This is a genomic window from Candidatus Thorarchaeota archaeon, from assembly GCA_013388835.1.
GTDB lineage: Archaea > Asgardarchaeota > Thorarchaeia > Thorarchaeales > Thorarchaeaceae > JACAEL01.
In genome coordinates this window covers 23,206-37,514 of the sequence record JACAEL010000071.1, presented here as the reverse complement: position 1 = coordinate 37,514, position 14,309 = coordinate 23,206, and the positions used below count along the sequence as shown (strand labels likewise).

The following is a 14,309-nucleotide window of genomic DNA, read 5'->3' as shown; positions in this document are numbered from 1 at the left end:
CACTATAAAATCTTGTTATGAGAATGGGGCGTCCGACCCACTCATTTGCGCAAAACACTCATACACCAAAGAACTCCTTGGCATCAAACTCCGATTCCTTCTTCTTTCGCTCCTCTCTCCGTCTGCGTTCCTCCTCCTTCTTCCGCTTGCGCTCTTCTCTGGTCATGTTGTCTCTTCTGATGAGGCTTCCAAGGTGCCATGATGGTAGGATTGTCTCACCTCTGCGTCGCTTGATATATGCATACCCGACGAAGAGCGCTATTATCCCAATCGAGAGTATCGCTATCGCAGGCCAGGGCGACGGCCGGACGTACATGAATCGGTACAGCACAAGTGTGAGTGTGTCATGCCCAGCCTTCTTCGCTGTCAGGTTCAATGTCAACATACCCACATGTTCATTCGTCCACGTCTCGTCCAACAGTATGCTGAACTGACCAGGAGTGGTCTCGTGGAGTCTGTCACTGACATCTGAGGAGTTCAACCGTAGACTCAGAGCAACCCCGGAGACAGGCTTGCCAACACGGTCCGTGATACGGAGCACGACCGTTACACGGTCTCCGCCCCATATGATCACCTGACTGAGTGAGATGGATCTCAACCACAGCGACGGCTGGTTGCCCCACAGAGCGATGTTCTCCACAAACTGGTTCAGCCATTCGCCACTAGGACGGATGGTTGACAGCATCACCTTTCCAAAGCCGACAGAAGATGCGATGATTACGGGTCCTATGGGGTCGGTGGCAAGGACCGAGTAGTTCTCCCACATGGACAAGAAACGGCCTTGGTAAGATGTGCTGCTGTTGAGGAGATTGGGAGTTGTCATCAGAGGGTGTGTAGTGTCAGTGAGTTCGATAGACAGGCCGCTAGGACCTTCGTCGACTGAAGCTCCCCACGGGAGCCATTCACTATCGTCGGACACGCCAATCAGGGCCAAGACACCACCGCCGGACACAAATGTTGCCAGAGCAGATGCATCTACAGCCATCAATGCGGAGAATGAGTCGTAAGAGCCAGGTTCTAGAATCACGCACTTCCGGACTGGAAGGAGGCTACGGAAGCCAGAGTAGTTATCAACCTCATAATAGTCATAGTCCACGCCAGCTTGTGTGAGTGCCGACGGAAGCGTACTCGAGGTGCCCAGTGCAGCCACCGGGTTCGTTCCACGTCCAGGTACGTGAGAGCCAAAGACTGCAGATTGCCCATCTACAGCAGGCACCCTTGGAACAGCATCAGGGTCATAGAGCATGATGCTCGGATCGCCGAAGAGCACATGCTGACATGCATAGTCTCTGGGGTCTTGGCTGGGCGGATTTGAATAGTCATATGAGACCTGCACGATTCCATGACCAAGCGCGCTACCAATGGTCTCACCGCTGGCGAGGTCTTCAAGCATGACCAGAGATACCATCGCAGCCGGCTGGAAATAGACTGTGCGTGGCGAGGCCACAACTGACACAGCCCCGTGCTCCATGAGCGTCATGGGAAGCATTGAACCTCCTAGAAGACAGGCTGTGAGAATAACAATGGGAGACCCCATGTTACCCACACCGGCCGCGAGCGTGGCGGTCGACTCGATTCGATGAAGAGACTCCTCTTCCGTGAACTGGACAGGGTTGACCAGTTTGTCTGCATTTGCGTCTCTGGTTGACGAACTCTCACGACCATACTCTGCATCCGTGCTGCGCAGAGAGAAGAGACCGTCTCCACCCGGGCGAGCTGGAGGGTCCGTGGGATAGCGCGTCAGCGTCCCGTGGGTGCTAAGGACCCACAGGGCAGGTTGAGCCGCGAGAGATGCGAAGACTTCGCTGTAGCCCACATGAGCATCGACTTCCAACCCGGCGTCTTGAACAGAGTCGGATGTGTTCTCAAATTGGTAGATGGTATGGATCTGGGCACCGTTGTCAATGAACTGAGCACCGTGAGTGTACGCATACATCGTCACTAGCGCACGGTCTGCGGACTCAGCGATCCGGAAAATGAACCTGTGGAGAGCCGCACGATTGACCTGCACCGCTGCCAGAGAGGGTGTTGCGGCAGGAATCCGACCGGGCAAGAAGTGGCTCTGTATGGACCGGTCGAAGCTTGTCTTGATGACAGTATCAGGGGACACGACTACCACTTTCTGAGGGACAGTCGAGTTATACGCACCCCGGTCGTCTAGGAAACCCTCGAACGCCTCAACCGAACTCGTCATCGTATAACGGTTAGGTATGCGCTCGTCGAACCAGCCGTTCTCACTTCGTGTGGAGTATCTACTGGTGATGTAGATGTCGATCTCTGGTCCTATGAGATACGGGTACCATGTTGCCTCAGCTCTCGTGGTCATCACGTTGTGCTGGTCACACAGAGAGAAGACTGGAGCACCATGAAACGCTGCAGAGTATGCAGCTGCTGGAAAGAACTCCGATGCATCACCACGCGGAATAGTGATGACAACATCATTGCTCTTGGACAGCTGGCGAATCCACTGTGAGACCAGGGGATAGTTGTAGAGATTGACCACAACACCAAGTGAACTGAGTTCTGTCATGACCGATACAGAGTGCAGATTGGCGGGGTCAACCAAGAAGATGTGGTTGACATCGAGTTCTTCAATGACCCAAGACGTTATCTCCGGGACCGATGCTGCGTCTGTATACAATAGTGGGGAGTTGAGAAGGGAAGCAAGGACGGCACCATTGGCAGCAGACTCGAGAAAATACTGCAGGTCCTGAGGCAACCGCTCAATGACCCATGAGACCTTCGCGTTGTTCTGCTCGCCATTAGCATTCATCCAGGCGACAACGACCTGCCACTCTCCCTCCATCGGGTATGGTACCGAAACAGACTCGCGTCCCGGACCAGAGATCAGGCTACCCGAGGGGGCCCACTGGACAAGCCGTCCTTGTGGGTCGATCAGAGCGAGATTGAGGTCAGTACCCCTCTTGTCCCAAGACAGAGTGACGTCCAGTGACTTTGCGTTGGCTGGGACCGAGATAGACTCCGTGTACCCGGGGTGAAGAATAAGCTCGAAGTCAAGAACGACAGGGAAGATGCCTATCGATTGAGGAGTGATTGTGACATCCCATGTGCCGTTTGCGGTGTTCGGATACCAGAAGTAGAGAGGCACGGGCGCATGGACAAGTGGACTGAAGCGTTCCCAGTAGGTCTGGCTCCTTATCGAGTAGTCCACATGATGTCCAAGGGGATCGTCCAAGACATGAGTGCACCAGAAGTCACCTGTCCAGTTGAATGCGCCCTCCAGCCAACCAACACCGGAGGTGGAAGAGAAGGATACTGAAAAGGGGTTGTCGGAAAGGACTGTGACTTGACTGGTCTGTGTCACAGTCGTCAGTCCCTCCATCGACCGACTCGATTCCCCTGTCAGGGGAGTAGGAGTGGTCCAGGCATCATGTGAGAGGGCGACGACCGCAGAGTCGGATTCGCTCCAGTCGGCCAGTGCAAGATAAGCTGCAATCTCTGCCGAGGTCCCTCCCCGCACCCATGGGTAAGGTACCACACCGAGCGCTGTAGCAACGGACTCCACAGACTCAAGTGTGGCATCCCCGACCACCGTGAACTGAGTAACCCCGCCATCGACATCGAGATACTCCACCCAGTCCTCAAGAAGCCATCTCTGTGAGTCGGACTGATTGAAGAAGAGAATGGGAGAGATATATCGGCTAGTACCGTTCACGAAGACGCCTGACGGGATAGAGGCCATATACGCAAACTCGTCGACGTAGGAAGAGGAATCCGCATGGACAAGGGTAGCGCGTCGCAGAGGAACAGTATTGTAGGTGTCCATGAACTCCGCCAGTTGAAACACTCCGGCGCGTGCATGCTCTGAGGCGGTGTTCTGAAGCAATCCAGGACTCCAATTAGCACCTAAGATTAGGAGAAAGGTCAGGATGGTGAGCAAACTGCGGCAGTCTTTGGACATGACAGTCATCCTCTTCGGATACAGACCGGAGAGGGAAGCAACTGTATTAGAGTTTTGTCTGCGGTTCCACCGGGCGTCAGAGCCTGCTCGTGCCACATCACTCGACGTCGTTGTCCGTGTCGGAGTAGTCCTCACCTTCAGTCCCGATGTCTAGTAGTTCCTCATCAAAGTCCTCGTCGCTGAGTTCGGACCCGTCCTCCGCCTCTTCCTCAGGTTCTTCAGGAAGGTTGTCAATCACCTCGTCAATCATCGGTCTTAGGCGCCGTCGAGTTGCCTTGGGCACATCCCAGAGCTTGCTCTCGGCTCGTTCTATGACCTCTCTGGCGATATCGAGTATCCCAGCCTTGACGTAGTATTGAGCAGCCTCCACAAACAGCTCCACTGCCTTCTTCTGGTTCTCCTGCGTCTCAGCAATGTCACCCAACAACGAGAGAGCGTCTGCGATGCCGGATGCGTCATCCAGTTCTCGATAGATTGTCAGGGCCTTCTTGAAGGTCTTCTCAGCGTTCTCCCAGTCCTCCTTGTCGGCATATGCATTACCGATATCCATGACTGTGCTCACGAAGCCCTGCTCATTTCCGGCAGCCTTGTAGACACGCTGGGCCTTCTTGAAGAACTCCATGGCTTCTTCGAATGCATTCATACCGAGCTTTGCAAGAGCCAACCCGTAGAGCGCGTCTGCAGTGCCATCTTCGTTGGAGGTCTTCTCAAAGAAAGCGAGAGCTTCACTGAGGGTCTTGGCAGCATCCTCCCAGCGCTCAAGGTTGATCTGAGCGACTCCGAGATTGTAGATAGTGTCCCCAATTCCGGCCGCCTCTTCCAACTCCTGATACATCTTCAGTGCACGCTCGAAGTTCGTAAGGGCCTCCTGATAGTCTGCAACAGACATGTAGATATTGCCCACCGTGTTGAGTATTTTGGCCGCGGTCGATTTGTCACCCGCTTGCTCAGCTGCTGCGGCCTGTTCAAGGAGTTGTACTGGGTCAAGGTCTTCGAAAGAGTCGCCCTCGGTCATGGGGTTCACCTCTGTCTGTGCACCGGGGCCATTTCACTCGCTTTTGATTCTTTCTCCATGACCTTCTAGCGTCGTACGAGCATCGACGGATTCTCCAAGAGAGGTCTCACAGAGTCCCGGACCACGAACTGCTCGTCGCCCACTTGCACCTCAAGGAGCTTTCTGAGCTCGAATCTACGAAGATACCCGACTACTTGGTCACGCCCCATCTTCAGGTCGGACATCAGGCTACTGAGTCCGTGGGAGGTGCCGCTGTACTGAGCGAACTTGGTGAAGACTGAACTCCATTGCATCATGGTAAGAAACAGGAGCGTGCGAAGCATAGCATCCACATTTGCACCTGTCTTTGCGGACACCGGTATCACAGGAACGCCGGCCAAGAAACGCATGTCCTCCCTCAATACATCCACTGGCCGGGCGGCAGAGAGGTCCTGTTTGTTGGCAGCAACCACGCAGGGGACACCGGGAAGGAAGAAGGCAATCTCCCTGAAGAACATCTTGGCTCTTGCGTCGGACTCCTTGTCTGCTGAGTCAACTACGAATACGATTCCATCAGCACCTGAACTCAGTATCTTTCGCATCGTTCTGAAGCGCAGAAGACCCGGAGTGCCAAAGAGGAAGACGGTCATACCATCCACGTTAGCCACACCATGATCCATGGCAATGGTGGTCCCGCGCCGTTCCACGTTTATGCATGCACCATTTGTTATGTGATGAATGAGAAGGCTCTTGCCAGCTTCGTATGGACCCGTTACAACAATCTTCATTCACGCTCACCATCTTGGATAACTAGAGCCGCACAAACCTTGCAGTAAACCGGGAGATAAATGGTTTGTCGTTGGATGCTCGGGCTGAGACCCGGCGCTGTCAGGACACAATGTCGCTAGAATAGGGCACATACAAAGAAGTTATATCGGCAAAACACGAAGTATACTGTGAGATTCACTTTGGAGTGAAGTCGAACATGGCCGAGTCTAGAGAAATGGTCCAAGAGGAGTTCTGGCTGTTCCGAGAACCAGAACTCGCAGAGATTGCCGAGCTGAGGAAGTTCATCGACCCAGAGATTGACCTCTCCTCACTGGAAGGCATCACTGAGCTGTTTGACAGCCTGAACCACCTGCTCGGGTAGCCACCAGAAGGGGCTGTCTAGCGGCGACTGACTGAAGAGAACTGACCGAGGTTTGAAACTGGCCGCTTGCGGCGGCCGTCCTCAGTGGCAATCCCAGAGGGTTAAGACCACATCACGGGAACCCAGTTTCGAGATACTGAACATCCGAGGCCAATCTTGCCTCGGGAAGTCCACTAGGTCGAGTCACTTCGCCGACAATCCAACATGGGAGGGACTGACCTTCGAGGATTCCACAGAACTCCTCGACACGGGACTTGTCGATGACCACAAGCACACCTCCTGCTGTTTCTGCGCCGCGCCCGGTGGCGAGTCGATGACCAAAGAACTTGGCCAGTTCAAGCGTGCCCTGAATGACTGGGACCTGACTGAAGACAATGTCGACACCACTCATACGAGCAAGATTAGAGCCATGTCCGAGCAGGCCGAATCCAGTGACATCAGTGGCAGCATGGGCGGCGACCTCTCTCATCGCTCGCGCGACTTCAAGAGCGCTCTTTGTCATTATTCGTACTGCAGTCTGCTGCATCCGTTCCAGCTCGGTCGTAGTGAATCGCGCAAGAAGAGGGTCGCGCTTCGACTCGTCCTGTATGTCGCGATATGATCGCATTGCGGGTTGTATCCCTAGGGGTTTTGTGAGTACCACGACATCCCCGACACGAGCTCCGTTAGAGTGAATGATCTCGTCGGGTCGAGCAATGCCCATGCATACACCCCCGAAAGCAGGACAGGGATTTGTTATGGTCTGGCCACCCATTACGCGTGAACCAACCGACTTCATGAAGTCGTTCATTCCACGCAGGACAGCAGCCGCGACAGCCCTGGTCACTGTGGGAGGATAGGCGAGGAAGGCCTGAAGGGAGAGAATCTCGGTGACCCCCATGGTGAAGACATCGTTGGTTGAATTGCAAGCAACAATCTGCCCTTGCACAAATGGGTCGTCATGAATTGGAGTGAAGACGTCGATGTTCTCAACCACGGCGAGGTCCTCGCGAACTACTCTGACCACAGCATCCTCTCCGAGCCCGCCTGAACAGACAGCTCCTGGTTCCAGCAGACCAGCCGCCTGCAGAAGGCCTGTGAGTTCATCTTGCTTTACCTTACAGCTTCAGCCATGAGTTGTCACCATTGATGTGAGCCGTATGTCGGTCACTCGGCTTTCTGTCCTCCTTGGTCCATTGTTTCTTGTCAGGACCAACCTTCAGCTACTGGAAATGCCACATAATAAGCAATCGGCGACGCACAGGACTGGGCTGTTTCGGAACGCTTATAGCAAAAGACTCTGCTGACAACGAAGACAGGCCGGAGATGAGTGTCTTGGAACTCAAGAGAATAGGAGACAACGTCTACGAGATATCGAAGGGCACCAAGCCCTGCATGAAAGTACCTGTGAGAGTCTATGCATCACAGAGGCTTGTAGATAAGATGCGACAGGACGCAACCTTCGAGCAGGGAGCGAATGTCGCATGCCTCCCCGGAGTCTACACTCATAGTATAGTGCTTCCTGATGGACACCAGGGCTATGGTTTCCCCATAGGCGGGGTAGCGGCCACAGACTATGACAGCGGGGTCATTTCACCCGGCGGGGTCGGATATGACATCAACTGCGGTGTGCGTGTTCTGACCACCAGCCTGGATGAGAAGGATGTGAGACCCAAGATAAGAGAACTTGTGGACAGACTCTTCCAAGATGTACCCACGGGAGTTGGAAAGTCCGGACTGACCCGGCTGAGCGGTTCATCAGGAGTCGACGAGGTGTTGAGTCTCGGTGCCAAGTGGGCCATCGAGAAGGGTCTCGGTTGGGAGCAAGACCTCGAACACACAGAGGCTGGCGGAAGCCTTGAGATAGCTGATGCATCAAAGGTGTCCTCTGACGCCAAGAGCAGGGGAGTGGGGCAAGTCGGGACTCTTGGCTCGGGCAACCACTTCCTTGAGATTCAGACCGTGGACACAATCTATGACGAGGCGGCTGCAAAGGCCATGGGAATAACCAGGGTCGGGCAGGTCACAGTCATGATACACAGTGGTTCAAGAGGTCTTGGACACCAAGTCTGCAGTGACTACATCAGAATCATGACCCAAGCGATGAGGAAGTACAACATCGAGGTACCGGACAGAGAACTGTGTTGTACGCCAACCACCTCAACAGAGGGGCAGGCATACTTGGGTGCGATGAGCGCGGCAGCTAACTATGCGTGGGCCAACCGACAGGCGATGATGCACTGGACGAGAGAGGCCTTTGCAAAGGTATTCGGGCAATCTGCTGAAGACCTTCAGATGAGACTGGTCTACGATGTTGCACATAACATAGGCAAAGTTGAGGAGCATGTAGTAGAGGGAAAGAAGCGCAAGGTACTAGTTCACAGGAAGGGGGCGACGAGAGCATTCCCACCCGGTCATCCAGAGACACCTGCCGAGTACAAGAACATCGGACAGCCGGTTCTGATCCCGGGTACAATGGGAACGGCGTCGTACATACTCGTTGGAAGCCCGACCGCCATGGAACTGTCATTTGGCTCGACAGCACACGGTGCGGGCAGATTCATGAGCCGTGAGAAGGCAAAGAGGGAGTTTATGGGTCGGGAGGTACAGGCCAGTCTCGCGAAGGATGGCATCATAGTCAAGTCACCCCAAGCCATTGGGATTGCTGAAGAAGCACCCGGAGCCTACAAGGATGTCGACGAAGTCGTGAAGGTCTCGGACTCGGTCGGGATTGCAACGAAAGTGGTCCGACTCAGACCAATGGGTGTTATCAAGGGTTAGCAGCAGCTGCCCAGAAGTTGGACGGTCTTGGACATCGCTGCGTGGTGCATGTATACCTCCGTGCGGGAACTGAGAGCTCGAGGTCGGCTCGGCACATCATGAGACCTCAAGGAGTGACCCCAGTGCCGTATCCTGGGAGTGACAAGACTCCTGTGTCCAACTTTGTCCAACCAAGAATGAACGGTTAGCAGCAGGTGCTCAGAAGCCGGACATTCTAGAGCCTGTCCGGTTTGGACTCGTATAGCAGGCGGCTGCTCAAGTGCCATGGTCGGACTGTGAAGAGCCACGACCAACTCCTGCAAGCACCAGTCCTATTCCGGATAGGACAACGACAAAGCCTACCAGACCCAGTGGTGTAGGTATCTGACTCTCTCCGAATACCAGTATACCAAGAATGGTCGCACCAATGGGCTCTCCAAGCACTGCAGAGGACACCACATATGCTGGGACCAGAGTGAGGAGGTAGTTGTTGACTGAGTGACCAAGAGCAGTCGGGAAGAGGGCCAGTGCTAGGAAGATTGTGAGTTCTGCGGCGTCTAGAACTACCACATCTATGGACATTGCAAAACAGAGTAACAGAGTGGCACCTGCGGCAGAAAGATAGACGATCATGGTGTAGACAGCAATTGGAAGTCCTTTGGCATATCGGCGTCCGCCAATGAAATACACAGCCAAGAGGAAGCCACTTATGATTGAGAGGAGGTCGCCAGTGACCGCTCCGAGTCCTGAAACCGTGAGGTCATTCCATGCGACGACAAAGACGCCTGTCACGGCCACCAGTACCCCTGACCATGACACTCTTCCAAGGGGTTCTCGGAGAACGAATGTAGAGAAAGCTGCAGTGAAAATAGGTGAGATATTCACCAAGGCCACGCTGGCCGGGATTGTGGTGAGTGTGAGTGATGTGAACCAGGTATAGAAGTGCAGACTCAGTACCATGCCTATGAGCAGGAGCCACTTCCAGCATTCTCTGAATCCATCACTGGCAATTGACTGGTAGCCTCGATGGGGGAGTGCAGCCAAAGCCATTAGAATCCCTCCTAGGAGAGTCCTCCAAAACACAATGACCAGGGGATGGGAACTACTCATCTTGATGAGAACACTGGCACTGGAAACCATGGAGATCGACAGAAGCAGCAACAATCCAATACGGATACGTTTGTGGGACCCGAGTCCACCACCGCTCGACATAGCCTTACACCAGATGAACCGACTCCCGACCGCACGCCACACATCTGAGGCGGTCTTCGGTGACTTGAGCGACCTGTGAACCACAGCCGGGACACCTCTGCACAATCAGACTATCAAAGTCCAAGCTCTGAAGTAGGCTTCGGACCTCAGAGATGTCCGAGTACTCGATGAGCGCCTTTCCGGTCGCACCACGCAGCATGCAGGAAAGCCGCTGAGACCCTCTTCGACTGAACATCAACACGGGCTTCATGAGCTCGACTGCAAGCATTACCTCCATTCCAACGCCGTGCGACGGGCTAGAGACCTCTGCCACTAGGACATCACAGAGCCGGACTTCATTGGTGTCTCGTTCAAAGATGCGGTCTGGGCTATCAGATGGGAGAAACTGAGGAGCAAACACTGTGAGGCCCATTTCTTCGAGCGTGACGACTACGGTCCTGTAGAAGGTGTCTTCTCTGCGGCTCTCGTCTACTATCGGACCTGACAGATAGACACGGGTCATGACTATTGATACGCTCCTATCGGACTTCTTAGCTCGAGTCATCGTCCCTTGGACAGATCAGATATCGGAGGTATACTCCCATCGTCGGGTATCACATCGACCTTTCCCGCTCTGCCCAGAGAGAGCTGTATTTTCCCCTGCCATTCCTTTGCCCAACCATCAGTAATCTTGACAATCTGACCTCCCTTCAGTTCATCACCACTGCCAAAGCCCCAAAGGCTCAGGACTATCGTGGCGCCCGACGAGTCCATTACCAACACTTCTCGAAGCTGAGTCTTACGTCCACCTCGAGTCGTGATTATCCTCGGAGGACTGACTGAAACCACTCTGACCGTGATCTCAGGCACATTCTGTCCGGCCTGAATATCGCTTATTCTCATACCATCCTCTCCGAACTTGCTAGAAGGGAGAACCTCGGCTCGCTGGGCCAATCTACATAGAAGTGGGTCTGTTCCGTGAATAACCACCCAATGAAGGCATCGGTCCATCTAGTCGTCTTCAGACCTTCATTCTACGTCTGTACCGGACTCTACAGTGTGTTTCGTGCCGCCCTTGACATCCTGATTAGACTTGGGAAGACTGTCGCGTCCGAGTACAAGAACTAGTCCCTTCTTCTCATCGTCACCGACTGCTTGGGGAGAGAGTGTGCCATCATCAGGGCCCGCTGCTTCGTCGCTACGGAGTGCTTCGAGGGCCTTGTCAATCTCCGTCGCGGGCACGGCGTCAAGCTCTTCGACAAGTATCTCGTCAGCCTCAAGCTCACGACACAGAAACTCCTTGGCCAGTTGAACACCGTTTCCCTCTTCGGACACTTCAATCTCAATCTCAGAGTCGGAGATCTCAATCTCCGAGTCAGAGATTTCAATCTGAGCGTCGCCCAGCTCAGTGCTGATTCGGACTTGGCTCTCAGTTGCCGCGGTCAGTTCCACATCATCTGAAGGAGGATGCGTTCCCTGCTCTTCTGCAACTGTTCCCTGCTCTTCTGCAACTGTTCCCTGCTCTTCTGTAACCGTTCCCTGCTCTTCTGCAACCGTTCCCTGCTCTTCTACAGTATGAGCGGCCGGTTCCATTCTGGCTGTGGGCACTGATGGCGTTTCCTCTTCAACCGTGTCTACTATTTCCTCGACCTCTTCGACTATCTCGTATTCGCCATCTGCTTCCACAACATGGCCAGCCTCATCCACAAGGACCTCTTCCACAACTTCCACAACACCTTCGTCGGTCGCTTTGGTTTGCTTTTCGCCCCGAACAGTGACCTTTGAGGCCCGCTCTGTGGCCTCGTCAGTGAATCGCAATAGGTCCTTTGCTGGAACATCTGGGAGAGCAACTCCAACATACTGTGCTGCTGCGGTCATGAGGATCCGAAGCATCTCATCACGCTTTGCCTTGTCGATGGCCACCATCGGGTAGGTAGGCACACCTAGGACCTTCTGGACAACCTCAGGCTTCATGGCGTTGGGCTTGTCCTGTTTGTTAGCAATGGCAAACACGGGCACCTTGGGAGCATCACGTCGAATAAGCTTCAGGATGTCCTTGCTGATTATCACATTCCTGAGTGTCGAGTCGCACACCAGGAAGATGACGTCAGCACCATGGAAGTAGAACCGCCACAGCGTCCTGAATCGCTCCTGCCCGGCAAAGTCCCAGATGACCAGAGAGTAGTTTCCAAATCGGATGTTCTCAACGGTCTCAAGATTCAGTGCGATTGTGGGTACATACTGGAGTGGAGGAGTGTCCCCAAGAAGGAGATGAAGAGCAGTGGTCTTACCCACACCACCTTCCCCAACGAGAGCAATCTTCAGTCGCGTTGTGACCGATTCCTCAATCAACCGCGCATAATCTGTAATGACAGAATCGAGTCCGACCTCGGCAATTCGCTTCTTCAGAATCTTTGAAGCCTGCGTCAATCGGTCTTGGAGGCTGTGATCATCCTCATTGCGGTCGCAAGCGAACACCAGAAGGAGGTCTTTTACTATCTCCTTCCCACCGAACTTGTTGTCACCCACAATCAACGGAAGATCTCTCAGACTGACATCTGCGGCCCTCAGTTCAGTACTTGTCGTGACAAACTCCTTGATGTCCTTCTGATTCACCTTGACAGGCCAATAGCTGGAGTTTGCAAGGATCTTTAGTGTGGAAACGCGTATGAGGAACGTGTTATGAATCATTGGGACTCACTCATGCTTCAAGTGTCTACTCCGATAGGATGCAAATTAAACCTTCATGTACATACTTCCGATGGAGTTTACAAGATGACCGAACGACAGGGGGGAGGCGAAACCCGCACGAGGCGGATTCCGCATCCGTCAGGTCATGTGGACCAGCTCTCCACCAGGTTGCGCTAGAAATCGGTATGTGCGAATACCTGCAAGACAAGTCTTGCAGAGGGACCAATGCTAGAAACTCAGACTTGGGACCAATCTTGTGAATGCGAGTTTCAGACGGGAAAGGCGCTTCCCAGTGTAGAGCTCGGACCTGAACAAATCAGATCCTCAATGCAAATGCGCAACTGGAGGGCATATGAACCTTCCTAGTCACAGCTCACATGCAGAAACACGGACGGACTAACGTGGAAAGTTGTCACGGAGCAGCCGAAGATGATGGTGCACCATCTCCATCTGTCGGGAGTCGTCGGGTGCCTTTTCAAGCTCTGCAACAAGAGTCTGGAGGAAGTACTCGGGGAAGAACAACCTGACCCTTATGTCGTTGAGAAGGAAGAGCCACTTGTCATAGTCACCAGAAGGACCCTTGCGGCGTTTCTCGGAAACTATCCTGTACTTCTTCAGTGTCTGAATGGCAGTCCGCATCTCCTTGGCGGGAATCCCAAGACTTGCTTCAAGCTCCGCGATGTTCACTGGTCGCATCCTGAGCTCGCTCAGCACATCATAGCAGTCCGGGTCAGCAAGAACCTGAGCGACGGACACAGTGTCCTCAGGGGTCTTCTGCCACTCGGTCAGGAACTCCATCACCTCTGCCTTGTACTCGGCGGCCAGTTCAGGGTCAAGAATCGACGAGGCGGCTTCCATGGCAACCAAGGGTGGAGCACGAAACACTTCTAGGTCCTTTATCATGAACACACAGGTGCGGCCAATCTCATCAACCCACTCGGTCTTCACCAGACCGAGTTCTTCGAAGGGAGCAATTACCGAGTCAACGCTTACGCTCGGAAGACCGGTAACCATCTTGAGCCATTCCTCGAGGTCTTCTTTGGATATGCCGCCACGCCAGAGCTTGGGAAATACTGCGCGAGCCACCTCATCGGAGAACAACCGAGCGAGCCTGCTCTCATCGGTCATTCCAGCCAACCGTATGATGCGTCGATAGGTGTTCTCAAGCTCTGACTGAAGCTCGACATCGGTGAGCGACGTCACTGAGTTCGTTAGTGGAGAGACTATCGATGTCAGAGCGGCCTCGTACGTCTTTGGGTCCTCATTGGAGGTCAGGAGAAGCGAGACACAGTACTGCTCCTCTTCTCTCACTACACCTGTGTAGTATGACGCGACGTTGTACTCTTCTCCACCAATTCTAACACTCAGAGATGCAAAACCAGCTGTCGCATCACCCATGGCATGGGATGTGAAGATACGCATGATCTCTGTGTTTAGGTCCTCCCGATAGTAGTCAGCAAAGTCTGCAGGAACTTTTGCCTTGAGCACAGCGCCTATTTTCGAGTCCCAGTCTATGAGCAGCATCGCCACGGGCATTATTGCGGTCTCCCTGAAAGGTCGAGATATGACGAGATTTGCTGTACCATGAACGGGTCGGGTTACCGGATTAAAAAAGCTTCTGC

Annotated in this window: 11 protein-coding genes; 2 read left to right on the top strand and 9 right to left on the bottom strand. The window is 53.8% G+C overall.

Annotated features, from left to right (window positions below):
* Positions 1-58: 58 nt before the first annotated feature.
* The 3 genes from HXY34_11820 to HXY34_11810 all read right to left on the bottom strand — a co-directional run bounded on the left by HXY34_11820 (position 59) and on the right by HXY34_11810 (position 5,704).
* Positions 59-3,847, bottom strand: coding sequence for a hypothetical protein (locus HXY34_11820; protein ID NWF96820.1), 3,789 nt, complete (start codon positions 3,845-3,847; stop codon positions 59-61).
* A gap of 172 nt (positions 3,848-4,019) precedes the next feature.
* Positions 4,020-4,937 (bottom strand): tetratricopeptide repeat protein, encoded by a 918-nt coding sequence (locus HXY34_11815; GenBank protein ID NWF96819.1) that lies wholly within the window; start codon positions 4,935-4,937, stop codon positions 4,020-4,022.
* A 65-nt stretch (positions 4,938-5,002) separates the two neighbouring features.
* Positions 5,003-5,704 (bottom strand): GTP-binding protein, encoded by a 702-nt coding sequence (locus HXY34_11810; protein ID NWF96818.1) that lies wholly within the window; start codon positions 5,702-5,704, stop codon positions 5,003-5,005.
* A 197-nt stretch (positions 5,705-5,901) separates the two neighbouring features.
* Between HXY34_11810 and HXY34_11805 the strand changes: the two genes are divergently transcribed.
* Positions 5,902-6,066: a hypothetical protein gene (locus tag HXY34_11805; GenBank protein ID NWF96817.1), complete on the top strand. Its 165-nt coding sequence runs from the start codon at positions 5,902-5,904 to the stop codon at positions 6,064-6,066.
* 112 nt (positions 6,067-6,178) lie between these two features.
* Here HXY34_11805 and selD read toward each other — a convergent pair whose 3' ends face one another.
* Positions 6,179-7,135 (bottom strand): selenide, water dikinase SelD, encoded by a 957-nt coding sequence (selD, locus tag HXY34_11800; GenBank protein NWF96816.1) that lies wholly within the window; start codon positions 7,133-7,135, stop codon positions 6,179-6,181.
* 236 nt (positions 7,136-7,371) lie between these two features.
* Between selD and HXY34_11795 the strand changes: the two genes are divergently transcribed.
* Complete coding sequence (locus tag HXY34_11795; GenBank protein NWF96815.1) at positions 7,372-8,826, top strand: RtcB family protein; 1,455 nt, start codon at positions 7,372-7,374, stop codon at positions 8,824-8,826.
* Positions 8,827-9,081: 255 nt separating this feature from the next.
* On the opposite strand, the gene HXY34_11790 is transcribed toward HXY34_11795, so the two are convergent.
* From HXY34_11790 to HXY34_11770, 5 genes are all read right to left on the bottom strand, one after another.
* Positions 9,082-10,017 (bottom strand): DMT family transporter, encoded by a 936-nt coding sequence (locus HXY34_11790; GenBank protein NWF96814.1) that lies wholly within the window; start codon positions 10,015-10,017, stop codon positions 9,082-9,084.
* Positions 10,018-10,021: 4 nt separating this feature from the next.
* Positions 10,022-10,561 (bottom strand): nucleoside 2-deoxyribosyltransferase, encoded by a 540-nt coding sequence (locus tag HXY34_11785; protein NWF96813.1) that lies wholly within the window; start codon positions 10,559-10,561, stop codon positions 10,022-10,024.
* On the bottom strand, positions 10,558-10,899 hold the full coding sequence (locus HXY34_11780) for a hypothetical protein (GenBank protein ID NWF96812.1): 342 nt from the start codon (positions 10,897-10,899) through the stop codon (positions 10,558-10,560). Before HXY34_11780 ends, HXY34_11785 begins: the two co-directional genes overlap by 4 nt.
* Before the next feature lie 126 nt (positions 10,900-11,025).
* Positions 11,026-12,687, bottom strand: a complete 1,662-nt coding sequence (locus HXY34_11775) for a GTP-binding protein (GenBank protein ID NWF96811.1) — start codon at positions 12,685-12,687, stop codon at positions 11,026-11,028.
* Positions 12,688-13,083: 396 nt separating this feature from the next.
* Positions 13,084-14,223: a hypothetical protein gene (locus HXY34_11770; GenBank protein ID NWF96810.1), complete on the bottom strand. Its 1,140-nt coding sequence runs from the start codon at positions 14,221-14,223 to the stop codon at positions 13,084-13,086.
* Positions 14,224-14,309: the final 86 nt, after the last annotated feature.